This window comes from Pseudaquabacterium terrae (assembly GCF_013266755.1).
GTDB classification, from domain to species: domain Bacteria; phylum Pseudomonadota; class Gammaproteobacteria; order Burkholderiales; family Burkholderiaceae_C; genus Pseudaquabacterium; species Pseudaquabacterium terrae.
On the sequence record NZ_JABRWJ010000001.1, the window covers coordinates 240410 to 265051 of the forward strand.

27 protein-coding genes and 1 pseudogene are annotated in these 24642 nt (G+C 71.4%); 6 read left to right on the plus strand and 22 right to left on the minus strand.

The genetic code is table 11. The features are described 5' to 3' along the window. Positions 1-35 precede the first annotated feature (35 nt). Positions 36-857, plus strand: coding sequence for a methyltransferase domain-containing protein (locus tag HLB44_RS01125; protein ID WP_173119746.1), 822 nt, complete (start codon positions 36-38; stop codon positions 855-857). Here the strand turns inward: HLB44_RS01125 and HLB44_RS01130 are convergent. From HLB44_RS01130 to HLB44_RS01150, 5 genes are all read right to left on the minus strand, one after another. Next, a complete protein-coding gene (locus HLB44_RS01130; RefSeq protein ID WP_173119748.1) occupies positions 854-1363 on the minus strand; it encodes a transporter in 510 nt (169 codons plus the stop codon). The genes HLB44_RS01125 and HLB44_RS01130 overlap by 4 nt on opposite strands. Then, complete coding sequence (locus HLB44_RS01135; protein WP_173119750.1) at positions 1360-2244, minus strand: MBL fold metallo-hydrolase; 885 nt, start codon at positions 2242-2244, stop codon at positions 1360-1362. The genes HLB44_RS01130 and HLB44_RS01135 overlap by 4 nt, the downstream gene beginning before the upstream one ends. Further along, positions 2241-4274, minus strand: coding sequence for a phage integrase family protein (locus HLB44_RS01140; protein ID WP_173119752.1), 2034 nt, complete (start codon positions 4272-4274; stop codon positions 2241-2243). The genes HLB44_RS01135 and HLB44_RS01140 overlap by 4 nt, the downstream gene beginning before the upstream one ends. Before the next feature lie 278 nt (positions 4275-4552). Further along, the gene (locus tag HLB44_RS01145) at positions 4553-5560 is read right to left on the minus strand and encodes a ParB/RepB/Spo0J family partition protein (protein WP_173119755.1); all 1008 of its coding nucleotides are present in this window, start codon (positions 5558-5560) and stop codon (positions 4553-4555) included. Positions 5561-5703: 143 nt separating this feature from the next. Continuing rightward, on the minus strand, positions 5704-6849 hold the full coding sequence (locus HLB44_RS01150; protein ID WP_217283495.1) for an AAA family ATPase: 1146 nt from the start codon (positions 6847-6849) through the stop codon (positions 5704-5706). Between the two features lie 770 nt (positions 6850-7619). Between HLB44_RS01150 and HLB44_RS01155 the strand changes: the two genes are divergently transcribed. Beyond that, the gene (locus HLB44_RS01155) at positions 7620-8921 is read left to right on the plus strand and encodes a RepB family plasmid replication initiator protein (RefSeq protein ID WP_173119757.1); all 1302 of its coding nucleotides are present in this window, start codon (positions 7620-7622) and stop codon (positions 8919-8921) included. Positions 8922-8940: 19 nt separating this feature from the next. Here HLB44_RS01155 and HLB44_RS01160 read toward each other — a convergent pair whose 3' ends face one another. After that, the gene (locus HLB44_RS01160) at positions 8941-9804 is read right to left on the minus strand and encodes a LysR family transcriptional regulator (protein WP_173119759.1); all 864 of its coding nucleotides are present in this window, start codon (positions 9802-9804) and stop codon (positions 8941-8943) included. 92 nt (positions 9805-9896) lie between these two features. Here HLB44_RS01160 and HLB44_RS01165 point away from each other — a divergent pair, with 92 nt between their 5' ends. After that, positions 9897-10811 (plus strand): DMT family transporter, encoded by a 915-nt coding sequence (locus HLB44_RS01165; protein ID WP_173119761.1) that lies wholly within the window; start codon positions 9897-9899, stop codon positions 10809-10811. Here HLB44_RS01165 and HLB44_RS01170 read toward each other — a convergent pair. From HLB44_RS01170 to HLB44_RS01240, 16 genes and pseudogenes are all read right to left on the minus strand, one after another. After that, positions 10803-11231, minus strand: a complete 429-nt coding sequence (locus HLB44_RS01170) for a PaaI family thioesterase (protein WP_173119763.1) — start codon at positions 11229-11231, stop codon at positions 10803-10805. The genes HLB44_RS01165 and HLB44_RS01170 overlap by 9 nt on opposite strands. Positions 11232-11255: 24 nt before the next feature. Beyond that, the gene (locus tag HLB44_RS01175) at positions 11256-12113 is read right to left on the minus strand and encodes a sulfite exporter TauE/SafE family protein (RefSeq protein WP_173119765.1); all 858 of its coding nucleotides are present in this window, start codon (positions 12111-12113) and stop codon (positions 11256-11258) included. 78 nt (positions 12114-12191) lie between these two features. After that, positions 12192-12596, minus strand: a complete 405-nt coding sequence (locus HLB44_RS01180; RefSeq protein ID WP_173119767.1) for a Clp protease/crotonase-like domain-containing protein — start codon at positions 12594-12596, stop codon at positions 12192-12194. A 20-nt stretch (positions 12597-12616) separates the two neighbouring features. After that, positions 12617-13135 carry a VOC family protein gene (locus HLB44_RS36705; RefSeq protein WP_217283520.1) on the minus strand — a complete coding sequence of 173 codons (519 nt, stop codon included), beginning with the start codon at positions 13133-13135 and terminating at the stop codon, positions 12617-12619. After that, positions 13127-13534 (minus strand): annotated as a pseudogene (locus HLB44_RS36710) (YciI family protein); the annotation flags it as partial. The gene HLB44_RS36705 and the pseudogene HLB44_RS36710, both read right to left, overlap by 9 nt. A 178-nt stretch (positions 13535-13712) precedes the next feature. Then, entirely contained in the window at positions 13713-14159 is a 447-nt protein-coding gene (locus HLB44_RS37705) for an OmpA family protein (RefSeq protein ID WP_173119771.1), read from the minus strand. A gap of 153 nt (positions 14160-14312) precedes the next feature. Next, positions 14313-15245 carry an OmpA family protein gene (locus HLB44_RS01195; RefSeq protein ID WP_173119773.1) on the minus strand — a complete coding sequence of 311 codons (933 nt, stop codon included), beginning with the start codon at positions 15243-15245 and terminating at the stop codon, positions 14313-14315. 15 nt (positions 15246-15260) lie between these two features. Next, the gene (locus tag HLB44_RS01200) at positions 15261-15587 is read right to left on the minus strand and encodes a DUF4398 domain-containing protein (protein ID WP_343051194.1); all 327 of its coding nucleotides are present in this window, start codon (positions 15585-15587) and stop codon (positions 15261-15263) included. A gap of 222 nt (positions 15588-15809) precedes the next feature. After that, positions 15810-16388 carry a c-type cytochrome gene (locus HLB44_RS01205; RefSeq protein ID WP_173119775.1) on the minus strand — a complete coding sequence of 193 codons (579 nt, stop codon included), beginning with the start codon at positions 16386-16388 and terminating at the stop codon, positions 15810-15812. Continuing rightward, entirely contained in the window at positions 16385-17284 is a 900-nt protein-coding gene (locus tag HLB44_RS01210; RefSeq protein WP_173119777.1) for a hypothetical protein, read from the minus strand. Before HLB44_RS01210 ends, HLB44_RS01205 begins: the two co-directional genes overlap by 4 nt. Further along, positions 17281-18252, minus strand: coding sequence for an alpha-ketoacid dehydrogenase subunit beta (locus HLB44_RS01215; RefSeq protein WP_173119779.1), 972 nt, complete (start codon positions 18250-18252; stop codon positions 17281-17283). Before HLB44_RS01215 ends, HLB44_RS01210 begins: the two co-directional genes overlap by 4 nt. Positions 18253-18274: 22 nt before the next feature. Further along, positions 18275-19231 carry a thiamine pyrophosphate-dependent dehydrogenase E1 component subunit alpha gene (locus tag HLB44_RS01220; RefSeq protein WP_217283497.1) on the minus strand — a complete coding sequence of 319 codons (957 nt, stop codon included), beginning with the start codon at positions 19229-19231 and terminating at the stop codon, positions 18275-18277. Between the two features lie 215 nt (positions 19232-19446). Next, positions 19447-20541, minus strand: coding sequence for an MBL fold metallo-hydrolase (locus tag HLB44_RS01225; RefSeq protein ID WP_246312000.1), 1095 nt, complete (start codon positions 20539-20541; stop codon positions 19447-19449). 50 nt (positions 20542-20591) lie between these two features. After that, a complete protein-coding gene (locus tag HLB44_RS01230; protein ID WP_173119785.1) occupies positions 20592-21350 on the minus strand; it encodes a BON domain-containing protein in 759 nt (252 codons plus the stop codon). A 48-nt stretch (positions 21351-21398) separates the two neighbouring features. Further along, positions 21399-21704 carry an NIPSNAP family protein gene (locus tag HLB44_RS01235; RefSeq protein WP_173119787.1) on the minus strand — a complete coding sequence of 102 codons (306 nt, stop codon included), beginning with the start codon at positions 21702-21704 and terminating at the stop codon, positions 21399-21401. Between the two features lie 6 nt (positions 21705-21710). Beyond that, entirely contained in the window at positions 21711-22619 is a 909-nt protein-coding gene (locus tag HLB44_RS01240; protein WP_246312001.1) for a DMT family transporter, read from the minus strand. Positions 22620-22717: 98 nt separating this feature from the next. Here HLB44_RS01240 and HLB44_RS01245 point away from each other — a divergent pair, with 98 nt between their 5' ends. The 3 genes from HLB44_RS01245 (at position 22718) to HLB44_RS01255 (ending at position 24639) form a co-directional block, all read left to right on the plus strand. Beyond that, positions 22718-23632 carry a LysR family transcriptional regulator gene (locus tag HLB44_RS01245; protein WP_173119789.1) on the plus strand — a complete coding sequence of 305 codons (915 nt, stop codon included), beginning with the start codon at positions 22718-22720 and terminating at the stop codon, positions 23630-23632. 61 nt (positions 23633-23693) lie between these two features. Then, positions 23694-24014, plus strand: coding sequence for a hypothetical protein (locus HLB44_RS01250; RefSeq protein WP_173119791.1), 321 nt, complete (start codon positions 23694-23696; stop codon positions 24012-24014). A 31-nt stretch (positions 24015-24045) separates the two neighbouring features. After that, entirely contained in the window at positions 24046-24639 is a 594-nt protein-coding gene (locus HLB44_RS01255) for an alpha-ketoglutarate-dependent dioxygenase AlkB (RefSeq protein WP_173119793.1), read from the plus strand. Positions 24640-24642: the final 3 nt, after the last annotated feature.

Here is a 24642-nt window from a genome sequence, read left to right on the forward strand (position 1 = left end):
AGACTGGCGGCCTCTCATCGAACCGCCCGCTCGACATGACGACGATCCCCTACGTGCACGGCCACGACGAGCGCGAGCACACGCGCCTGCAGGACCAGGCGGCCACGCTGGTCGAGCTGCTGCACGGCGACACCGCCTACCCGGGCGGCAGCCGCGTGCTCGAAGTCGGCTGCGGCGTCGGCGCGCAGACGCTGACGCTGGCCGCGCGCAGCCCGCAGGCGCGCTTCACATCGATCGACATCGATGCCCGCTCGCTGGCCGAGGCGCGCCGCCGCGCCGAGGCGGCCGGCCTGCACAACGTGCAGTTCCAGCAGGCCGACCTGTTCGCGCTGCCCTTCGCACCCGCGTCCTTCGATCACCTGTTCGTCTGCTTCGTGCTCGAACACCTGCCGCGACCGGCCGAAGCGCTGGCCGCCTTGCGCGGGCTGCTGCGCCCGGGCGGCACGCTGACGGTGATCGAGGGCGACCACGGCCCGACCGTCTTCCACCCCGACAGCGCCGCGGCGCACGAGGCGATCGCCTGCCAGGTCATGCTGCAGCGGCGCGCCGGCGGTGATGCCCACATCGGCCGCGCCCTTTATCCGCTATTGATCGGCGCCGGCTTCGACGCGGTGCACGTCGTGCCACGCGCCGTCTACGTCGACGCCAGCCGGCCGGCGCTGGTCGACGGCTTCATCCGCAAGACCTTCACCGCGATGATCGAAGGCGTGCGCGCGCAGGCGCTGGCCGCCGGCCTGATCACGCCCGAGCGCTTCGACGAAGGTCTGCGCGCGCTCGAACGCACCGCCGAGGCCGACGGGACCTTCTTCTACGTCTTCTTCAAGGCCACTGCGGTTGCGCCTGCCAGGGATCGCTAACGCGTGACAAAAGCGACCAGGCGCCGGTACGGGATGGGCTCGTCGCTGCCGACGCGCAGCGCCGGCACGACCATCAGCAGCTCCGGCGTGCCCTTCGCCGCCGCCTCCAGCGCCGCGGCCTGCGCCGCATCGCGCACGCAGCCCTGCATGAACAGGATGCGGCGCTGCAGGTAGACCCAGACGCTGCTGCCGGCCAGCGCCGGCGCCGCCTGCAGCCGCGGGAACAGCGCCTGCGCGAGCGCGGCGTCGTAGCGGTAGGCGTTCGAGTCGGCGCATTGGCCGGCCAGCCAGCAGCTGGTGCCGGTCTCGATGCGCCAGTGCGCCTCGCTGCGCCATTCCGCTTCGGTCATCAGCGGGCCGCGCGGCACCGGGCAGTCGGCGCGGTCGGCGCTGAGTTGCCGGAACGGGTCGGGCGCCCAGTTGCGCAGCTCGTGGGGGGCGTCTGCGGCGGCGGGGGTCGTGGCGGCGGCCAGCAGCAGCAGCAGCGTCGGCAGGCGCAGGCTCATCGGTGTCCGGGCAAGGCGTTGATCGGAATGCGCAGGTAGGCGACGCCGTTGTCGTCGGCCGGCGGCAACTGGCCCGCGCGCACGTTGACCTGGATCGCCGGCAGGATCAGCGTCGGCACCTCCAGCGTCGCGTCGCGTGCGGTGCGCATCGCGACGAAGCTGTCCTCGTCGATGCCGTCGCGCACATGCCTGTTCTGCGCCCGCTGCTCGGCGACGCTGGTGCGCCAGGCCGGCGCGCGGTCCAGCGGCGGGTAGTCGTGGCAGACGTACATCGTCGTCTCGGGCGGCAGCGCCAGCAGGCGGTGCATCGAGCGGTACAGCGTGCGCGCATCACCGCCGGGAAAGTCGGCGCGCGCGCTGCCGACATCGGGCATGAACAGGGTGTCGCCGACGAACACGATGCCGTCGAGCAGGTAGGCCATGTCGGCCGGCGTGTGCCCGGGCACCCACAGCGCGGTGGCCTCGAGGCCGCCGATCATGAAGCGCTCGCCGTCGCTGAACAGGTGGTCGAACTGGCTGCCGTCGGGCAGGAAGTTGCGCTCCAGGTTGTAGATCTTCTTGAAGGTGGCCTGCACGTCGCGGATGCGCTCGCCGATCGCGATGCGGCCGCCGACGTGCTGCTGCAGGTAGCGCGCCGACGACAGGTGGTCGGCATGGGCATGCGTCTCGAGGATCCAGTCGACGATCAGGCCGTGTTCGGCAACGCAGGCCAGCATGCGGTCGGCCGAGGCCGTGTCGGTGCGGCCGGCGCGGAAGTCGAAGTCGAGCACCGGATCGATCAGCGCGGCGTGCCGGCTGGCGTGCTCCCAGACGACGTAGGAAACGGTGCCGGTCGATCCGTCGTAGAAGGCTTCGAGGCGGCTGCGGGAGTGATTGCTCATCGCTCGTTCCCCGATGGCTCGGTGGCGGTGAACGATTCTGCGCGCAGGACGGCCTGCGCAGCGAGCAGCCGCCGGCGTGTGCCGTGGCGTTCGTAGGCCGCGGTGGTGCTGAGCGCGGCATGGCCGAGCTGCTGCTGCAGCAGCGGCAGCGGCAGGCCGTGGTCCAGGCTGCGGCGGGCATGGCTGTGGCGCAGCCAGTGCGTGCTGGCGCGGGCCAGTTGCTGCGCGCCGGCGTCGTCGCCCTGCGCGCGCAGCGTCGCGGCGGCGTCGGCAAAGCAGCGCTTGAGCTGGCGGTACAGCGTCGACGTGCCGATGCCGGCGCGCGGGTCGACGGGCTTGTCGGCCGTGGGCAGGTTCGGCGCGCGCACAGCCAGGTCGGTCGCGCGGCCGAGCAAGTGCGTGCCGCGGTTGTCCGGGTGCAGCGGGTCGCGCGGCAGGCCACGCGAGGCCAGGTAGTCGCCGAGCTCGTCGATCAGCGCATCGGGCAGCGGCAGCTCGCGCGCGCGCTGGCCTGGCCCGGCGATGCGCAGCAGCCAGACCGCAAGTGCAGCCTCATCGCCCGGTTCGGGCGGCAGGTGGCTGCGCAGCAGCTGGTCGGCGGTGGCGCTGACCGCTTCGCTGGGCCGCATGCCGGTCGCCTGCAGCAGCCGCCAGGCCAGCCCGAGCCGGCGCTGCGCCGAGCTCGGCACGCCGTGCGCGGCGTCGATGGCGGCGCGCACGCAGGCCGCCTGGGCGGCGTCGAGGCAACGCTGCGGGTCGAGCTTCGGGCCCGCGGTGGCCGCGGCATCCGTCAGCGCCCACGGGTTGCCGATCAGGTAGCGGCGGTCGGCCAGGAAGCCGAACAGGTTCTTCAGCGCCGTCAGCGCCTGGCGTCGTGCCGCGGCCGACAGCGGCCCTTCGAAGGGTCGCCACAGCGGCGACCAGCGCGGCCGCCCGCGTGCGCCGCACCAGCGGTCGCGCGGCTGCGGGTCGGCCAGGAAGTCGCGGTAGGCCAGGCAGTCGGCCGGCTCGATCGACGACAGCGCGCAGCGCCGCTCGAGCACCGCCCACAGCACGAAGCGCTCGGCTTCCTTGCGGCACGCGCGCTGCGTGTGCGCCCTGCCCTGCCCGGCCTTCGAGGCGAGCCAGGCGTCGATCGCCTGGCGGTCGGTGTCGGCGTCGATCAGGCACGACGCCCGCGGCGCTCGGTGCCGGCCGGTGCGGCCGTCGAGCGCTGTCGGCACGACGAACTTGGGGCCCGGGCGGACATCGCTGGCCGGGTTGACCAGCGCATCGAGCTCGGCCGCCGCGAGCTGGCTGCGCGGCCGCGCCGTGTGCTCGCCGAGCACGAGGCCGGTGCTCGGCCGGTGCGCCTTCAACCACTCGACGATGCGCTGCGCCTTGATGTCGCCGAGGCCACGCATCGGCCGGTGCCAGCGCTGGCCAATGCCGTTGATGCGCGCCACCAGATCGGCCAGGGTCAGCAGCCCGGCGGCTTCCAGCGGCGTGGCCAGCGCCGGATTCAGCCAGAAGGCCAGCGGGTCCGTGGCGCGCGGCGGTTCGGCAACACGCAACTCGAGCCAGTGCAGTGCTTCGAGCTGGCGCGCGATCAGGCGGGCGCGGCGGCGCTGCCGGTGGGTCGCGCGACCGAAGACAGCTTCGTAGCTCGCCTGCTGTTCGGACTGCGAGAAGTCCTCGAGGCCGTGGCTGGCAGCGAAGTCCTCCAGACTCGGCAGCGCGGGTGCCGCGACTTCCGGCAGGCGGGCAGCGTCGAGCAGCACCAGGCGTGCGGTGCCGAAGCGCTGCTCGCGGCGGGCTGCGGCGGCGAACTCGTCGCGCATCCAGGCGATCGTCGAGCGCACCGTGCGGCGATCGCTGGCCTCGCCCTCGAGGCGCAGGTAGCGCTGCCAGCTCTGCGTCCAGTCCAGGCCCTGGACCAGCGCGCGCATGAAGGCGAAGTGCCCGGCGTGCAGCTTGCGTCGGCGCGCGGCCGCTGGCGGCGGGGCGGGCGTGAGGGCGCGGGGGTCGAACAGATCGGGCGTGCGGTTCATCGATGAGGACACCAAGGGGCAAGTGCCTGTCGCGCCAGAGTTTTTTCTACAGCGAGGGCGGATGTTACGCCTGTCGCGCCGATTTTATGTATGTAGGATCGACAGAGTAATCAATAAGCTATTGATATTAAGCCCAAACAACTGTGAGTCTGGTTGGGATTCGCGTCGGGTTCGTCGCCCGCGGAGGCATTCAGCCTGCGCCGGCGGCTTTAGGAGGCTCCGCTGGCGAGCCGGACGGTCGGCGGCAGGATGAGACCTGCCGCCGTGCCCTGTGGAAACTAGGTTGCCACCCGTTCGTCGAGCACCTGTGCGATCGCCTCACAGATGCGCTGCATCATCGCGTCGTCGGCCGGCGGGGCGTCCAGGACGATCAGCGCCCTGCCCTTCGGATCGCGGCGCCAGTTACCGACCACCCGGTCGCGGGCCTGAATGCGCTGCGGCGGCAAACGCTCCTCGGCTCGACCCAGCAGGTGCGCGACCACCTGCCCGGCCGGCAGGCGCTTGACCGATTGGCGCAGACGCTCCGCACGCCGCAGAACCGTCTTGCGGTCGGCCTCGAGCGCCGCATGGATCTCTTCAGCGTGTTTGGGCTGCACCTCCAGCGGCGATGCGAAGGCCTCGACGATCGCCTCCGGCAACTGAGCGACCTGGATCGCCTTGCGCACCCAGGTGTGGCTGACGCCGATCGCTTCGGCCAGGCGGCGCTGCGAGACGAAGAGCCCGGCCTCGAGCGCACGCACATAGGTCTGGCCCTGCTCGTAGGCGGAGGGGTCTTCGCGCTCCCGATTCTCGCGGTCCATCGACAGGAACAGGTCGAGGTCCGGCATCGGGCCGTCCCAGAGCACCGCCAGCACGGCCAAGCCGAGCTCCAGGCAGGCACGGTGACGCCGGTGCCCGAAAACCACCTCGTAGCGCCCGGCCTCCGCGGCCCGCCGCACCAGGATCGGCTGCGCATTGCCGCCGGCCAGCTCGATGCTCGCCTTGAGGCGGGCGAAAGCCGGCGTCGCGAACGACTGCTCGTGCCGGTTGGCCCAGGCGGTCGCCTGCACCAGCGCCGGGTCGAGCTTGACCGTCGGCAGGGAGCCGTCGAACTGCTGCAGCTTGTCGCGCAGCTCGGCCAGTTCGCCCTGCAGCGTCAGCATCTCGCTGCGCGCAGCCAGCATCTGGCCCGGCGCGGTGCGCGGGCCGGCCGGCTTCGGCAGCTCGCTGGTCGCCGCGGTCTTCGCGGCAACCGCGGCGGCCAGGTCGGCCGTCGAGGCCAGCAGACGTTTGCCGATGCTGCTCATCGGGATCTCCTCGTGGATGGGCCAGCGCGCAGGGTGCCGGCGGTGCCGTCGCCGTCATGCCGGCGCTCGATCGGGGGTTCGGCCGGGCAGGGCGCCAGCGGCGGTGGAAACCAGGTTTCCAGGCAGGTCGATCGCATGACCGTTCAGGCCCGTGCCCGGTTGCGCCAGGCCTCGACGATCGACTGTTCGACCAGGTCGACGACGCGGTCGTAGGCATCGGCGGCGCGCTTGTAGGTCTTCGCCGAACCTTCGTACTTCTGCACGTCGTAGACGGTGCCGAACTCGGCCGCCTTCGACGACGTGACGGTGGTCTTCGGCACCTCGACCGGCAGCAGGTATTCGCCGTAGGTGGCCTGGATCCACTGCCGCACCGCCGGTGCCGCGACGTCCGATTGGTCGACCCGCGACAGCAGGACGTGCAGGAAGTCGTAGGTCTTGCCGCGCTGCGCGGCCTGGTCCAGGTTGCTGCCGAGGTCGGCGAACAAACCCCAGAACTGCGCCGAGCTCGCGAAGTCCAGCGCCGACGGCGGCACCGGCACCAGAATGCCGTCGGCCGCCATGAAGGCATTGATGGTCACGTAGGACAGCGAGGGCGGCGTGTCGATCAGGATCACATCGTACTCGTCGCGCACGCCCTCGAGGCTCTGGTTCAGCACATCCCAGAAGCGGGCGCTCGGATCGCGCATCTGCATCGCCGGCAGGCTGAACTCGGCCTGGAACAGGAACGGCGCGGCGGCCACCAGGTCGATGCCGTCCCAGTAGGTCGGCTGGATCGCATAGCGGATGTCGGTCGCCTCGCCGCGGCAGATCGGCACGATCGTCATGGCTTCCTCGACTTCGGTCTCCGGCAGGATGCCGAACAGCGTCGACAACGAGCCCTGCGGATCGACGTCGATCGCCAGCACCTTGTGGCCGCGCATGCTGAGTCCTTGCGCCAGCACCATCGCCGTCGTCGTCTTCGACACGCCGCCCTTGAAGTTGCCGATGGCCATCGTGACGGCGCGGTCACCGCCCGGCCGCAGCGAAGGCTTGCGGTACTCACGCGCCCAGCGCCGCAGCTCGGCCAGCGAGAACTCACGCCGCCCGCCGGTCGGCGTCAGCTTGCCCGAGGGCAGGTCGTTCTTGGTGATCCGGTAAGCCACGTGCGCCTTGTCGACGCCGCAGATGGCGGCCAGCTGGGTTGCCGAATAACTCGGCGACAGCTTGCGCGCCTCGGGTGCCAACAGCCGGCCGCGGATCTCCTCGACCATGCCGGCAGCGCGCTCGGCGAGCGCGGTGACCCGCGCCATGTCGATCGGCTGCCGGGCCGCCGGCGGCGCTGCCGAGGCGGCCGGGAGCGGCGGGGAGGGGGGTGTGGAAACCAGGTTTCCAGCGATCGCTTGCGTTGATTCAGTTGCCATAATCCCGTCGAGTCAACATTTTCCGGCGAGTGTACCGAAAAGCGTTGAATCATCGGGAAATTCTTGCCCGGACGAGAGTCGTCGAAGCGCTGACAACGGAGACGCAAGTGTGAGCGGGATTGGTACTCCCGGCCAGATCCGCGCCGGGCAACGTGAGCTCGAATGTGATTCCAGGGCCCGATCGGCCGCTGCAGCCGTCGTCGCGGGCCGCCCCGAAGGCGCCGACACCCCTTTGTGCGACCGAACCGGCGCCACCGGCGACCTGCATCCACGCGACGACCATATCCACTCCGCATGAAACCCAGCCAAGCTCACCGGACCGGCGACCGAATCACAACTCCACTCACAACGAATCCCATCCAAGCTCACGATGAATCCCAAGTCCACTCCGCAAAACGGCCGTAAGTGCTTGTCGCACCGAACGAATCACCCCCAGCAACGTATTTCAATCAGTTCAAGTGTTCATTCAACTTCTTCAAGGCCGGGTTTGGGATGAACTGTGAATTGCCAAATTCACAGTCAGCCGCCATCATGTGAAGGTGTCCGAATCGCCCCTTGACGCTCCCGACGACGAAGTCCCCAGCCAGCCGGCTGGATCCGTCCCCGCGCCTGGCCGCCTTCGCCACCCCGCAGCCCCCAGCCGCCGCGACGACCCGGTGGTGCAGAAGGCCAACGAGTCGATCGCCATCCGGCCGAAGAAGGGCCGCCTGACGCTGTTGTCGCGACGCATCTACAACGCACTGCTGTATCACGCGCAACAGCAAGGCGTCGACGAACGTCAGTACACACTTCCGCTGGCGACGTTGATCGGCGACTCGCATTTCAACTCGCGCAACGTGGCGCTGCTGAAGGAGCACATCCGCGAGATGCAGACCACGCTGATCGAGTGGAACTCGGTCGGCACCGGCGAACAGCGCTGGACCTCGTCACAGCTGCTCGGCACCGTCGAGATCGCCGAACGCGGCTCCGGCTACCCGGTGATCATCACCTGGAGCTACCCCGACAAGGTACGTGAGCGCTTGCTCAAGCCAAATCGCTACACGAAGATCCTGCTCGAGGTCGGCGCGCAGATGCGTTCCTACGCGGCGGCGGTCTTGTTCGAGCTCGGCATGCAGTACCTGACCTCGCCGTCGCGGCTGACGATGCGCGAGGACCTGTTCTGGTGGGCCTCGGTGCTGACCGGGCGCAGCGACATCGAGAAGGTCGACTACCGCTACTTCAAGCGCGACGTGCTGCGGCCGGCACTGGCCGAGGTCGATGCGCTGCAGGACGACTTCAGCCTCGAGCTGATCGAGCACCGCGAGGGCCGGCGCATTGCCGAGCTGCAGTTCATGGTGCACCGCAAGGCGCAGTCGGCGCTCGGCGTCACCGAGGACCGCAATCCGTTCGACCTGGTGCTGGTCGAGCGGCTGCGCAAGCTCGGTCTGAAGGACGAGGAGGCTGACCGGCTGTACTCGAAGACCGACGAGGGCCTGCTGCGCGCGACGCTCGACCATGTCGAGCAGCGCCTGCGCCATCCCGGCCTGCCGCCGCTGGCCGCGCCCGCGGCCTATCTGCGCGACGCGCTGAAGAAGGGCTACGCCGGCGCGACCCCTGCACTCGTCGCGGCCGAGCCCGCCCCTGGCCCCGCCGCCGAGCCCGCGCGCTCGCCGCCCGCCGCGCATACCTCGGTGCAGTCGATTCGCGACGAATGGGAGCGCGCGCGCGCGAAGGCCGCCGAGGACCGTTTCCACGCCGCGCCGGCAGACCGTCGGGCGGCCTGGCAACAGGCTTTCGAAGCGGCACAGCTCGAGGGGCTGCTGGCGCCGCTGGCGCAGGCCTGGCGCCGCGATGGCCCGGCCAGCCGCATCGCCGGCCCGCTCTTCTTCCGCTGGCTGGCGCGCCAGGAGTCGCCCGCCGAGCCGACCGAAGGCGAGCTGCTGAATTTCGCGATCCGCCGCGGCATGCTGCAGCTCGGTTGAGGCTGCCGCGTCGTCGCGCTCAGCCGCCTCGGGTCAGCGTGCGCAGCATCTGCTGGTACAGCGCGTCGACCGCCGGCGCGTCGCGCGCCGCCTTGCTGCGATAGGCGGCGACCTGCATCGCCGGCAGCGGCGGCAGCCCGTGCGCCTCGCCGAGGATCTGCAGCCCCGGCGGCACGCTGCACTGCGTCAGCACCGCGACCGCCAGGCCGCTGTCGACCGCAGCGAGCTGGCCGGCCAGGCTGGAGCTGTTGTAGACGATGCGGTGGCGCCGCCGCCGGGCGGCGAGGGCGGCCAGCGCGTCGCGCCGCGCCAGGCTGCCGGCCTCGTACACCGCGATCGGCAGCGGATCGCGCCGCCAGGCCTCGTGTGCCGCCGCGCCGACCCACACCAGCGGCTCGTTGAACAGCAAGGTGCCGCGCTGCGGCCGGTCGCGCGAGACCAGCGCCAGGTCGAGCTCGCCGCGCTGCACTTTCGGAATCAGCGCCGTCGACTGCTCGCAGGTCAACGAGATCTCGACCGCGCCATGGCGCAGCGCGAAGCTGCGCAGCACCGGCGTCAGGTAGCGCGCGGCGTAGTCGTCCGGCACGCCGAGCTTGACCAGGCCGCCCAGGCGTTCGCCGTGCAGCGCCGCCAGCGCCTCGCCGTGCAGCTCGAGCATGCGCCGCGCATGCAGCAGCAGCTCGGCGCCGGACGGCGTCAGCACCAGGTGGCGCGGGCCGCGGTCGAGCAGCGCTCGGCCGGCCGCCTGCTCGAGCTTGCGGATCTGCATGCTGACCGCCGACTGCGAGCGATGCACCAGCGGCGCCGCCGCCGACAGGCTGCCGGCATCGATCACCGCGACGAAGCAGCGCAGCCAGTCGAGCTGGAGGTCCGTGGCCTGCATCCGCCGCTCCCGGTCAGTCATCCGAAAATCGAATGGTAGACGCGAATACATTGCGCTTTACGGCAATCCATGCCGGCGCGACAGTGGCCGCCATGGAAGCCGTTCACGCTCTGCGCCGCCGCAGTACCACGGGCCGAGGCCACGCGCTGATGGTCGCGGGCGGGCTGCTGCTCGGCACGCTCGGCGTCTTCGTCGAACGGGCCGGCCAGGACCCGCTGACCACCGTCTGGTTCCGCTGCGCATTCGGCGCGCTGGCGCTGCTCGGCTGGGGCGCCGTCACCGGCCGGCTGCACGAGCTCAAGCTGGCGCCGGCGGGCCTGGCCGCGGCGCTCGGCGCGGGCGGGCTGATGATTGCGAACTGGGCGCTGTTCTTCGCGGCGATCGAGCGCACCTCCATCGGCGTCGCGACCGTCGTCTTTCACGTGCAGCCGCTGTGGCTGCTGCTGGCCGGCGCCTGGTGGCGGTCCGAGCCGCTGTCGCCGCGGCGGCTCGGCGCCGCGCTGCTGGCGTTGGCCGGGCTGGCCGCGGCCTCCGGGCTGTTCGACGGCGACGCCCACTCTGCCGCTCATGATGTGCGTTACTGGTCCGGTGTGGCGATGTGCCTGGGCGGCTCGCTGGCCTATGCCGCCGTCACGCTGATCGCGCAAGGCGCGCGCACGGTCGGCTCGTTTGCGCTCGCCTGGTGGCAGTGTGTGGTCGGCGCGCTGCTGCTGGCCTGGTGGCCGCTGCTGCACGGCTGGCCGGTCTTCGGCGCCGCGTGGGGTTGGCTCGCCGGGCTCGGCGTGCTGCACACCGGCCTGGCTTATGTCGTGCTGTACGCCGGCATCGCGCGGTTGCCGGCCGGCCGCGTCGCGCTGCTGCAGTTCGTCTACCCGGCGGCCGCGGTGCTGATCGACGCGCTGGCCTATGGCCGCGCGCTCGGCGGCGTGCAGGCGCTGGGCGTGCTGTTGATGGGCGTGGCGCTCGCCAGCCTCGCGCGCGGCGACGCCGCCCGGCGCTCAGGCTGAGGCGGCCGGCGCGGCGGGCATCACCAGTTGCGTCTGCGTCACCACCGCACAGAGCTTGCCGGTGGCCGAGCGGATCGTCGTCTGCCAGACCATCGTCGTGCGGCCGCGGTGCAGCGCGATGCACTCGCCGGTCACCGTGGTGTCGACACGCGCGCCGCCGATGAACTTGGTGCTCGAGTCGGTGGTCGTCGTGCTGGTGCCCGGCGGCAGGTTCAGCAGCGTGCCGACGGCGCCCAGCGTGTCGGCGAAGGCCATGTAGGCGCCGCCGTGCAGGATGCCGCGGGTCGTGCACAGCGCCGGCCGCACCGCCATCTCGGCCAGCACGCGCTCGGGCGCCAGCGCGAGCAGGCGCACGCCCATCAGGCCGGGGAACAGCGGTTCGAGGATCGCCTGCACGGCGTCGAGCGAGATCTCAGGCATGGTGGTCTCCGGTGAATGTGCGGTTCAGCCGCCGAGCAGGCCGACGAGAAATCGCGCCGACACCAGCAGCAGGAAGATGCCGAAGGCCAGCTCGAGCCGCCGCTTCGGCCAGCGGTGCGCGAGGCGCGCGCCATACGGCGCGGCCCAGGCGCTGGTCGGCATCAGCAGCCCGAAGCCGATCAGCGAGACATAACCGATCGCCGCCGGGAACTGCAGCGCGGCGACGCCGGGAAAGTCCGCCGCCTTCGGCCAGCCGGCGATCATGTAGCCGATCGCGCCCGGGATCGCGATCAGCGAGCCCAGGCCGGCCGAGGTGGCGATCGCCTGGTGGATCGGCCGGCCGTACAGCGTCATGAACAGGTTCGACAGCTGACCGCCGCCGATGCCCATCAGCGACGACAGCACGCCGATCACCGCGCCATACAGCCGCATGCCGAGCTTGCCCGGCATCTCGCCGAACACGCTGCCGGCGTTGCGAAAGAAAAGCAGGCGCAACGCCGACGCGGTGGCGACGACCACGAACACGCCCTTGAACAGCGCCGCCGGCGCGAAGCGGGCGACTGCACTGCCGGCCAGCACGCCCAGCACCACCGGCGCGGCCCAGACCTGCACGATCTCCATGTCGGCCGCACCATGCGCGCGGTGGGCCCGGAACGAACGCAGCGAGGTCGGCACGATCACCGCCAGCGAGGTGCCCACGCACAGCGGCATGCGCACGCCTTCAGGCACCTGCAGCGCGCCGAACACCTCGTAGAGCACCGGCACCAGCACCGCGCCGCCGCCGACGCCGAAGAGCCCGGCGAGCACGCCGGTGATGCAGCCGGCCGCGGCGAGCGCGGCGGCCAGCCAGAGCAGTTGGGTCAGATCGAGTGGGATGGGCATCGGGCGCCGAGCATATGCCACGCCTCGACCGACCCGCTCGGCGGGTGCGCCCGCGACCCCGCGGGACCGGGTGCGCCATCAAGGACGTTCGATCAGCGCCTTCAGCTGCGCCAGGTCGCGCACCGCAGCCGCGGCGCGCACCGCCAACCCATCGGGTGCCGGCGGCTCGGCGAACAAGGTCAGCAGCACTTCGCAGCGTGCCTCATCGTCACCGTGCGGCAGGGCGCGCAGCGCGACGAAGCTGGCGCGTTCGGCCGACTCGAGCACACAGTGGTCGGCGATACCGAAGGCGTTGCGCTCGGTGAAGCGCACCTTGGCCTCGGCGCCGTCGGCGCGCCGGGCGACCCAGTCGCCGCCGTGCCGGCGCTGCAGCGTCGGTCCGATCCACGAGGCCCAGCGCGCGAAGTTGGGCGCCTGGCCGAGGAAGTCGCAGACCTCACGCCAGGGCCGCGCAATCGTCGTCTGCACCGTGTGCGCGGACATCGCTCGCGGCCTGCGGTGCGTCAGCAGCCGGCGCCGCCGGCGGCGAACATCGCCTTGGCGCGCTCCTGGATCTGCGCCGGTGTCAGGTCTTCCTTGTGCGTGGAGATGAACCACTGGTGGCCGAACGGATCGGTGATGGTGCCCGAGCGATCACCCCAGAACTGGTCGGCCACCGGCATGCCGATCGTCGCGCCGGCGTCCACGGCGGCCTTGATCGTCGCGTCGGCATCCGGCACGAAGATGATGACCGTCGTCGCCGAGCCGCCGATCGCCTTCGGGCCGCGCGATCCGAACTCGGCACGCTCTTCGGTCAGCATGAAGCGCGCCGGCCCGACCTTGAGCTCCGAATGCATCACCTTGCCGTCGGGCCCATCCATCTTCGTCACCAGCTCGGCGCCGAAGACACGGCGATACCAGGCGATCGCATCGGCCGCGCCTTGCGCGACCAGGTAGGGCGTCGCGCCGTCGGACGGCGGCACGGCGACCACGGCACCGGCCTTCGGCGTGCCGCCGGCCTTCAGCGCCGCGGCCTCGGCCATCAGCCGCTCTTCCTGCGCGCGCAGCTCGGGGGTGAATTCGGCGCCGAAGTCCTCGGCCTCGAAGACCTGGCGCAGCTCGATGACGCTGTCGTCGCCGGTCGGGTTCGGGCAGCGCCTGGCCCACTCGATCGCCTCTTCGCGCGACTTGACCTGCCAGACCCAGAATCCGGCGATCAGCTCCTTGGTCTCGGCAAACGGACCGTCCACGACACGGCGACCCTTGCCTGAGAAGTGAATGCGCGCTCCCTTGGCGCTCGGGTGCAGGCCCATGCCGTCGACCATCACGCCGGCCTTGACCAGCGCCTCGTTGTAATTGCCCATCTCCCTGAGCAATTCCTCGGTCGGCATCACGCCCGCTTCGGTGTTCTTGTCGGCCTTGATCAGCACTACGAATCGCATGTCGTCTCTCCGTCGGTTGTGGGGATGAACGAAGCCTCGAGCTTCATTGCAGTCGACGAACGAGCCTGCCCCGGATCGACACGCCGGGCGATGTTTTTTGTAACAGCGGAATGAGGTGGGGGCAGCCGACCCTCAGGTGTCGGCTGCCCCCGGCGCGTCGGCTCGCGGCTGTGGAAGGTCAGGCGAGGACGCTGCAAGCGCGGCGCCGCTGCGCCAGCGGAGCCGAGATCCACGCGCCGACGGTCTCGATGACCACCGGCTCGGTGGCCGGCAGGTGGCCGGCGAATTCGGTGTAGATGCGGTCGCGGGCGACGCCCTGGCTGCTCAAGGCCCGGCGCAGCGTTTCGGCGCGCCGCTGCGACAGCAGGCGGCGCTCTTCGGCGGTGCGCGCATCGGCCGCAGCCACCGGCACGCGGATCACGACCACTTCGATCTCGGCGGCATCGAGTGCGCGGGCGTACATGGCCACGCGCGTGCGCCCGGTCGGCGTCAACTCGACCGCGCCGCGCGCGAACAACGCCTCCGTGTCGAACGCCGTTTCGCGCGCCTCGGGGGTCAGCGGGCTGCAGACCTCGGCCGCCACGCCCAGCGGCACGATCAACGCGCCGGCCGCGAGTGCGGCCACCGCGAGGAGTCTCGGAAGTGCATGAAGCCGGCCCTTCTTGTTCATCTCGGTACCGCCCGGCCGTCCGAAGGTACCGAGCGCCCCCTCGGGGGGCAGTGAGCGAAGCGAGCGTGGGGGGTTCACAGTTACTCCTCGCGGGGCACGCCCGGTTGATCAGCCGCGCATGCGGACCGGCTGGTCGTTGTTGGAGATGTACACCTCGACGCGGCGGTTCAGCGCGCGGTTGGTGTCGGTGCGGTTGTCGGCCACCGGGTAGCTCTTGCCGTAGCCGGTGAAGGTCACGCGGTTCGGACCGATGCCCATGCCGGTCAGCACGCTGGCGACCGCTTCGGCGCGGCGGCGCGACAGCTGCTCGTTGTAGGCGGCCGAGCCGACGCTGTCGGTGTGGCCTTCGATCAACACGCGGCGGTCGGGGTACTGCTTCAGGAAGTCGGCCAGTTTCTGCAGCTGGCCCTGCGCCGTCGGCCGCAGGTCCGCGCGGTTGAATTCGAACAGCACGTCACCCAGCGTTACCAGCAGGCCGCGCTCGGTTTCCTTGGCCTGCAGGTCGGTCAGCCGCTGCTGCAGGATCAAGGTGCGCTGCTGCGCGGCGGCCGCATCCGCCTGCGCCTGCGCCGCCAGCTGCTCGGCGCTCAGCGCGCGGTTCTGGGCGGCAGCGGCTTGCGCGTTCGCGACGTTGGCCTGCGCCTGCGCGCTGCTGGCCTGGGCGCGGGCGCGCTGGGCTTCGGCGGTGCGCACGTCGGCACGGGCGCGCTCGCGATCGGCTTCGGCCGTCTTGATCGCATCTTCATCGCGCTTGGCCGCGGCCAGCGCCATGGCGGTGCGGGCCTGCGCATGGGCGACGTGCGCGGTGCTGATCACGGCGCTCGGGGCCTCGCGCTTGGCGAGCAGGTCGTTGGCGCGGTTCAGCGTGTCGGTGGCTTTCTTCAGCTCGAGCGCAGCATGGGCGAGCACGGCAGGATCGGACTCGGCCTGGCGCACGGCGGCGCGCGCATCGAGCAGCTCGGGCGGCGTGGACGGTGTGCTGGCGCAGGCGCCGAGCAGCAGGCCGCAGGCGACGGCGGTGGCGGAGAGGAGGCGCTTCATGGTGTTGTCTCCTGATCAGGCAGGCGCGCGAGCCATTTCGGCCCGCAGCTGACGGATGCTTTCGCGGACTTCGGCGAGCGCACGGTTGGCGCGCACCGAACGGGCCTGCGCTTCGGCCAGGTTGGCTTCGGCCTCGGCCTGCTCGGCGAGCTGGCGGGCCTGCACGTAGTCCTTGTTCGCGAAGGCGATCTGGGCACGCGCCATCTTGTCGCGTGCGGACGCCAGCTCGACCGGGGCCTCGGCGGCATTGCTGCCGCTCGCGCGCTCGACCGCGGCCCGCGAGACCGCCATCTGTTCGTTCGGCGCGTCGCCGGTGCTCGCGCAGCCGGACACCAGCACCACGGCGGCTGCCGCCCAGAGGGGGGACCGCAGCCATCTCGGCAACTTCGCAGCGGGATCGTTCATGTGCGCTCCAACGACGTCAAGTGATTCGGAGGGACGCGTCCGGGTGGGCCGCGCCACGGTGAATTCACTCTAGGTCGCCGCCCCGTACCGGATCCGTCGGACGTGCACGCGAACGCTGGTCGGATTCGACCTACGGAAAGCGGGATTGCAGGAAGTTGCTCACGGCCTGGCGGCTGAACGCTGCGCCGGCGGCAGCGGTTCGGGCACGCGGTTGCGGATGGGCGGGATCGTGCGCAGGTAGGCGAACACCGCGTCCAGGTCGTCGTCGCTGAAGTGGTTGTAGACGGGGATCGGCATCGGCGGCAGCACCGCGCGGCCGCGGCCGAGGTGGCGGCCGGTGCGGATCGTTGCGCGGAAGTCGCGTGCGCTCCACAGCCCGAGCCCGGTCTCCGGATCCGGCGTCAGGTTGGCAGTGAAACTGACGCCCCAAGGCCCGGCGTGCGCCGTGTTGGTGCCCGACGAGACGATCAGCCACGGCCCCGCCGGCAGCGCCGGTGCGGGCGGCATCACCAGCTGCTCGGGGTGGCCCGACAGCATGCGGCTCATGTCCGGCTCGGGCCCGTTCGGCCCCATCTTGAACGGCGTGTGGCAATCCATGCAGCCGGAGGTGTCGACCAGGTACTTGCCGCGCGCGGCCTGCGCAACGCTGCGCTGGTCGGCCGTGTCGGCGGCATCGGCGGGGGCGTGCATTGCGCCGGCCAGCGCGAGCAGCAGCGGGGTGATCAAAGACGTTCTCATCGAGGTTTCTCCAGAAGGGGTGGGGGAAGGGCGCGAATCCAGCGCTCGATCAGCGCCAGGCCTTCGGCATCGACTTGCGCGCTGCCGAGCGGCGGCATCTGCACCTGCGGATCGCGCGAGGCCATGCGCAGCGCCAGCACGCTGTGCTGCGGCTGTCCCGGCGCGATCACCTGCGTCGCCGCGCTGCCGTGCGCGCGCCAGCGGCTCGCGGCGAGCACCGAGCGCAGCACCGCCGCGCGGCTGGCGACCGGATCGGCGGCCGACTGCGCCAGCGTCAGCTTGAGCGGCACGCGGTTGTCCGAGGTGTTGTGGCAGTGAGCACAGTTCGCATGCAAATAGCCGAGCGCGGCGCGTTCGGTCTCGTTGTCGGCGGCAATGCGCCGGGGTGTCAGCTGCAGCGCCGACAGCCCGAGCACCGGCACCGGCGCGCTGCCGTGGCAGGCCAGGCAGTCGGTCCGCGACGGCACTTGATAACGCCCATTCGGTGCGTCCCGGTGGGCGATGCTCATGCCGGCGGCCGGCGCCAGCCGGGCCTCGCTGCCCTCTGCCGTCCAGACGTAGCTGGCGAAGCGCCAGCTGCCGTCGGCCAGGCGCTCGATGAAGCGCGTCTCGACCGGGCGGCCGCCGAGCGCGAACTCCTTCCACAGCCGCGTGCCGGGCGGGAACTGCCAGGCGTCGATGTCACGTTGGTCGATCGCCGTGCCGGCCGGCAACGAGTACCAGCGCCGCTTGTCCGCAGCGTCGGACCACAGCGGGTACTGCGGCGTGAAGGCGAGGGCGCCGGCGGCGCCGAAGCCGGTGTCCTGCAGCCGCTGCGGCGGCTCAGGCAGAAGCGGCGCGGCGGCGAGCGGGCAGGCCAGCCCCATCACCACCACCGCGACGCCCAGGCGCTTCACGCCAGCGCTGGCGCGCCGACCAGCCGCAACGCCGCATCGCGCACCGCATCGGCCTGCGGCACGCCGGCCTGCTCGAGCGGCCACGAGGCCGGTGCCGGCGCGTCGGGGCCGGTGATCCGCATCACCGGTGCCTTCAGCGCATCGAAGGCCTGCTCGCTGGCCAGCGCGGCGACTTCCGCGGCGACGCCGCACAGCCCGCTCGCTTCATGCACGACGATCAGCCGCCCGGTCTTGCGCACCGAACGCAGCACGGTCGCGGTGTCCAGCGGCTTCAGCGTGCGCAGGTCGATCACTTCGGCCGAGACGCCGAGCTTGGCGAGCGCCTCGGCGGCCTGCACACAGGTGCCGACGGTCTTGGCGTACGAGACCAGCGTGACATCGTCGCCCGGCCGCACCACGGCGGCCTGCCCGAGCGGCACCACATGCTCGCCGTCGGGCACCTCGCCGGGCGCGAAGGCCAGCGCCAGGTCGGTGAAGAACAGCACCGGGTTGTCATCGCGGATCGCCGACTTCAGCAGGCCTTTGAAGTCCGCGGCGTTGCTCGGCATGACGACCTTCAGCCCCGGCGCATGCACGAACATCGCCTCGAGGTTGTGGTTGTGCTGCGCGCCGACGCCCCAGCCGGCGCCGCTCATCGCCATCACCACCAGCGGGAACTCGAACTGGCCACCGGACAGGTAGCGCAGTTTGCCGGCGCTGTTGACGATGCCGTCCATCGCCAGCGTCAGGAAGGGCGCGAACAGCAGGTCGACGACCGGGCGCAGGCCCATCGCCGCGGCGCCGGCGGCGGTGCCGGCGATCACGCCTTCGGCCAGCGGCGTGTTGCGCACGCGCTCCGGGCCGAACTCGGCGCGCAGCGCGTGGCGCTTGGTCGCAACGCCTTCGCCGAACATCATCACGCGGTCATCGCGCCGCATCTCCTCGGCCAGCGCCTGGTCGATCGCATCGGTGACAGTCAGGGTGCTCATCTGTTTGATCTCCACAAGGGCTTCAGGCGTAGACATGCGTCGTCAGCTCGGCGACGTCGGGATAGGGCGAGGCTTGCGCGAAGACGAGCGCGGCTTCCAGCGTCGCCAGCACGCGCTGCTCCATCGCGGCGACTTCGCCCGGCGCCAGCACGTGCTCGGCGATCAACCGCTCGGCCAGGCGCTTGATCGGCTCGGCGTGACGCGCCGCCTGCAGCTCGGCGGGGTCGACGTAGGCCTGGTCGTCGGGCTCGTAGTGGCCGCGCAAGCGGTACGTGTTGAGCTCGAGGAAGTACGGGCGACCGGTGGCGCGGATCGTCTCGGCCGCCAGGCTCGCCGCGGCGAACACCGCATCGGCATCGTTGCCGTCGACGCTCACCGCGCGCATCTGGTGCGATGCCGCCCATTCGCGGATCGGATTGCCCGGCATCGTCTCGCGGCGGTGCACATAGGCCTGCCATTCGTTGTTCTCGCAGACGAAGAGCAGCGGCAGCTGCCAGGTCGCGGCCAGGTTCAGCGACTCGTGGAAGATGCCTTCGCAGGCCGCGCCGTCGCCGAAGAAGACGGTGGTCAGGCCGGGCCGCCCGCGCATCTTCTGCGCCAGCGCAACGCCCGGCGCCAGCGACAGCTCGCCGCCGACGATGGTCGAGGTCAGCACCACGCCGAGCTCCTTCGCGCTGACGTGCAGCGAGCCGCTCTTGCCGCGGCAGTAACCGTCGGCGCGGCCGAGGATCTCGGCCAGCAGCCGCCCCGGATCGGCGCCGCGCGCCAGCAGGTGGGCCACGCTGCGGTGGTTGCTGAGGATCAGGTCGTCGGCCTGCAGCGCGCGGATCGCGCCGACGGCGGCGGCTTCCTGGCCGACGCTGGTGCAGGTGCCGGGCGCGCGGCCTTCGGCCTGCAGCGCGGCGACGTTTTCCTCGAAGGCGCGGATCAGCATCATCGACTCGAGCATCGAGATGCGGTGGATCGGATCGGGTGTCACGGGAGTCCTCGTCATGCGGGAGTGGGCATGACGTCACTCTAGGAATCCGGGCTCGGCGGCGCATGCGCCGAAGGAGCCACCGCGCCGCGCCGCGGTGGGCCATGGCGGGTCGTCAAACGTGTGCGCGGCGGATCTTGGCTATGCGTTGAAGCGCATATTCACAGGGCCTTCCATCCGAAACAGGCGTTCATTCGCATATCCAGGGGCCCAGCGGGTCAGCGCAGCCCCTTCCACCACTGCCTGTTCTCGCGCGGGCGGCCCAGGGTCAGCACCTCGCCGATCTCCGGCGTCGCCAGCGGCAGGCTCTCGCGTTCGGCCAGCGCCGCAATGCGCTCGAGCGGATCGCGCCAGGTGTGGAACGCGAGGTCGAAGGTGCTGTTGTGCACGACGTAGAGCAGCTTGCCGCGCAGGTCCTTGAAGGCCTGCACGGCCTCCTCGGGCGTCATGTGCACCGAGGGCCAGTAGGCGTCGTAGGCGCCGTTTTCCATCATCGCGATGTCGAAGCCGCCGAAGCGTTCGCCGATCTGCCGGAAGCCCGCAAAGTAGCCCGAGTCGCCGCTGTAGAAGATGCGCTGGCCGCCGCTGTCGATGACCCACGAGGCCCACAGTGTGCTGTTGCGGTCCCACAGCGAGCGGCCGGAGAAATGCTGCGCCGGCGTCGCGGTCAGCCCGATCGCGCCGTGCCGGCCCTGCTGCCACCAGTCGAACTCCTCGATGCGCTCCGGCGCGACGCCCATCTCGCGCAGCCGCGCGCCGACGCCCAGCGGCACGAAGTAGCGCTGCACGCGTTCGCGCAGCGTTTCGATCGTGGCGACGTCGAGGTGGTCGTAGTGGTCGTGCGACAGGATCAGGCCCTCGATCGCCGGCACGTCGGCCAGCGCCAGCGGCGGCGGATGGAAGCGCTTCGGCCCGGCCCATTGCACCGGCGACGCACGTTCGCTGAACACCGGATCGATCAGCCAGTAGCGGCCGTGCAGCTTCAGCAGGTGCGACGAGTGGCCGAGGCGGATCAGGTGGTTGGCGCCCGGGTCCAGCGCGTCGAGCGCGGCGCGGTCGAGGCGGCGCACGGGGATCGGATCGACCGGCACCGTGCCTTCCTTGCGCGCGAAGAGGAAGCGGCGCCAGATCGTCCAGCTGTCCTGCGACGGCAGCGCCTGCGGGTTGTCGAGGTTGCGGTACAGGCCGTCGCTGCCGCGCTGCGGCGACGAGGCGGCGCTGTCGGCCATGCGTGCACCGCCGCTCGCGCAGCCGGCCGAGCTCCAGCACACGGCCAAGAGCAGCAACCAGCCGGCGGCGAGTTGCCGCGTCATCTGAAGCATCGAGCGCCTTTCTGGGGGAGGGCGCGCGAGCTTACGTCGCTTCAGTGCAGCGCGCGTTTGTCCGGGGACGGCGGCAGCGCCGGGTCGTCGCGCTGCAGCGGGCCGCTGTCGAGCACTGCGGTCTCGGCCGGGTCCGTCGCGCCGGGGCGACCCGTCAGCGCGCGCAGCGCGAGCGCGACGCCTGCGCCGCCCAGCAGCCGCGAGCCGGCGCCGCGGTGGCCGATGGCCCAGGCCGCCAGCGCGCCGCCGACCACGGTGGCCAGCAAGCGGGGGCCGGGCGCCCAGTGCTGCTGCAGCAGCTCGGTGCGCGGACCGCTGCGCAGCCGGCTGCCCTGCAAGGACGGCAGCCGGCCTGCTTCGGCATGCCAGTCGACCAGGTCATGCACCTGCCGGACGCCGGACACCGCTTGCAGGCCGCGCAGCAGCGGCTGGCGTTCGCGGTCGAGCGCCAGGCCGCGCAGCGTGATCTCGCCGTGCTGTGCGCTGATCTCGATGGTGTGCGGATGCGAGATCAGGCGGCCCAGTCGCGCGCGGGCGCGATCGACCAGCACGGCGTCGTCGGGTGGCGGGTTCAGCAGCGTGCCGCGCAAGATCGCGAACAGCCCGCCGGTGCGCTGCGCCAGGTCGCGCCAGCCGACGTCGGCGGCCTTGGTGGCGACATGGCGGCCGTGCTGCAGCTGGTTCTTCAGCAATCCGACGCGGCGCCGGCCCGACTGCGGATCGAGCAGGTACATCAACACGGCGCCGGCACCCGCTGCGAGCAGCAGCGAGCCCGGACCCAGGGCGGGGGAGCGGTTCATTGTGGGCCTTTCGATCGATCGAATCGTCCACCGCGGCAAACCGCGTTCCTACTCGAACACCGGCCGGAAGAAGCTGCGCTCGTAGCTCACGATGCAGCGCGTCCGGTCGGCATGGCCGAAGGCGGCCTGGCACTCCGGGTCGCTGCGCGAGGCGATCCGGTAGCGCTCGTACTCCGCCAGGCTCGGAAAGCTGAACAAGGCCAGCGCGATGTTGTTGGCGCCTTCACTGGGCATGAAGTAGCCGTGGTGTTGGCCGCCGAAGCGCGCGACCAGCGGGATCCAAAGCTTGGCGTAGTGCTCGAAGGCCTCGAGCTGCAGCGGATCGATGACGTAGCGCAGGAAGATCGTGACCATGGGAGTTCAGGCCGCCCTTTCGACGGTGGTTGGGGAGGGGACGGGAGTTGGCCGGGCGGCCGCGCCGGCACGCCGGTGCGCCAGCACCGCGCCGAGGATCAGCGCCATGCCCAACCACTGCAGCGGCTGCGGCCAGGCGCCGTACCAGGCCAGGTCGACCAGCAGCGCGACGGCCGGGTAGACGAAGGACAGCATCGCGATCGCCGACGACGGCAGACGCTGGAAGGCGGCGTACATCAGCGTGTACATGAAGGCCGTGTGCACCAGGCCGAGCGTGGCCAGCGCGCCCCAGGCGACGGCGCTGCCCGGCCGGGCGTGGCCCCAGGCCAGCGGCGCGAGCAGCACCACGCCCAGCACCATCTGCACCGCGGCGATCTGCGACGACGGCAGCTGCGGCAGCCGTTGCGTCGCCAGCGTGGCGACCGCGTACAGCGCCGCCGCGGCCAGCGCCAACCCGACGCCGTGCCAGGTCGCGCCATCGAGGCCCTGCACGCCGAGCCCGCTGCTGAGCAGCACGCCGAGCATCGCCACCCCGACCCAGGGCAGCCGCGCGACGTCGAGACGCTCCTGGCGCAGCAGCGCGGCCAGCACCAGCAGCATGAAGGGCTGCGTCTGGTAGACGACGGTGGCCACCGAGATGCTGGTGAATCGGTAGGCCGAGAACAGGCACAGCCAGTTGGCGACCAGCGCCGCGCCGCCGATCACCAGCCAGGTGAGCGCGCGAGCGCCGAAGGGCTGCCAGGCGCGCGTGAACGCGAGCCAGGCCAGCAGCGCCGCGCCGCCGATCAGGCAGCGGAAGAACACCACCACCACGGGCGGCTGGCCACTCTCGACGACCAGCAGGCCGATGGTGCCGGACAGCGCCATCGCGGCCAGCATGCGCCAGGTGCCGGAGCGGGTTCTCTCATCGTTCATGGCAGGGTTCCGGATGCAGACCCGAACGATCACACGAGGCGCCGAGGCCCACAATCCGCGCTTCGGGAACAACACTGATTCCCGCTGAGCAACAAAGAATGGACCAGCTGTTGAACGAAATGGTGGTGTTCGCCCGCGTCGTCGAGCTGCGCGGCTTCGCGCCGGCGGCGCGTGCGCTCGGGCTGACGACCTCGGCGGTCAGCCGCAGCGTCGCGCGGCTGGAGGCGGCGCTGGCCGTCAAGCTGCTGAACCGCACCACGCGTTCGGTGTCGCTGACCGAGCTCGGTGCCGAGGTCTACCCCGGCTGCGCCCGCATCGCGCAGACCGCGCGCGACGTGCAGGCGCTGGCCGGGCGTTATGCGCTGACGCCGCGCGGCCGCGTGCGCGTCGGCGCGCCGGCGGTGTTCGGTGAAGTCTGGCTCGCGCCGCGGCTGCCGGCCTTCCTCGCGCGCTGGCCGGAGGTCGAGGTCGAGCTGACCCTGATCGACCGCGTCGTCGACCTGGTCGACGAGGGTTACGACCTGGCGCTGCGCATCCTGGCGCCGAGTGCGCTGGCGCCCGGGCTGGTCGCGCGGCGGCTGTTCGACATGCACTACGTGCTGGTCGCCGCACCCGCCTACCTGCAGGCGAACGGCGCGCCAGCGACACCGGACGCGCTGGCCGAGCACCGCTGCATCTACCTCGGCTACGGGCCCTTCCTCGACCGGCTGCTGTTCGAGCGCGACGGCGCCGCGCCGCTGGAGGTGCAGGTGCGCGGCCCGCTGACGATCAACAACAGCGTCGGCATCCTGGCCACCGTCGAGGCGGGCCTGGGCATCGGCATCGTGCCGGACTTCGCCGCCGCGGCCGGCCTGCGTGCGGGGCGGCTGCAGCGGCTCTTCGCCGACTGGCGCCTCGGCGGCGGTTATGCAACGCGCGGCGTGTTTGCCGTTTACGCGCCGACACGCCACTTGCCGCAGAAAGTACGGGTGTTGATCGATCACCTGGCCGGCGGGGCGGCGCCGGACGGATGATCGCGGCGTGACACCCGATCAACCCGGTTCCCCGCCACCTTCACCGCTGAGTGGGCGCGACATGCGCGAGGGCCTGCCGCGGCCGCCGACGGGCTCGTCCCGGCCGACGGTGCCGCTGCCCGAGCCGCCGCTGGCCGGCCGCTACCGCCCGTTTTCGCCGCGTCAGCGGCTGCGCCTGATCGGCGGGACCATCGCGTTCGTGATCCTGCTGTGGCTGCTGCTGATCTTCCAGCCCGGCCGCAAGGGGCCGCGCGCGCTGCCGCCGCGGCCCGATGTGGCGAACTGCCCGCCGGGCCAGGCCAGCGGCTGCGCCGGTGCGCTGGCGCAGGTGCGTCTGGTGCCGGCGGCATCCGCGCCGGCCGGCATTGCAGCGTCGCGCTGAATCTTTGGCGCCGCGGCGCCTCGAATCCGCCATGCAAGCGTCCCTGTTCGCCGACGAAGAGCTCGTGCTGCCCGAGGGCATGCGTTTCACCGCCGGCTTCCTGTCCGCTGCCGACGAGGCGCGCTGGCTCGACGTGATCCGCGCGATCGAGCTGCACGTCGTGCGCTACAAGCAGTACGTGGCGCGGCGCCGCTCGGCGGCCTTCGGCGGCCGCTTCGATTACGACACCAACACCTTGCGGGAGGCGCCGCCGATTCCACCGGAACTGCAGCCGCTGCGCGAGCAGGTGGCCGCCTGGCTGGGCATCGAGCCCGAGCGCTTCACGCAATTGCTGGTGGCCGAATACCGGCCCGGCACGCCGCTCGGCTGGCACCGCGATGCGCCGGATTTCGAGTCGATCGTCGGCGTGTCGCTGGCCGGCAGTGCATTGATGCGACTGCGGCCGTACCCGCCGCCGGCGGGGCCATCGAAGGCGGTGCGCCACCTCGAGCTGCCACCGCGCTCGGCCTACGTGCTCGAAGGCCCGGCGCGCTGGACCTGGCAGCACAGCATCGCCGAGACGCGCGAGCTGCGCTATTCGATCTCGATGCGCACCGCGCGCGGCGCGGCGCCGCTGCTGCGCTGAAAG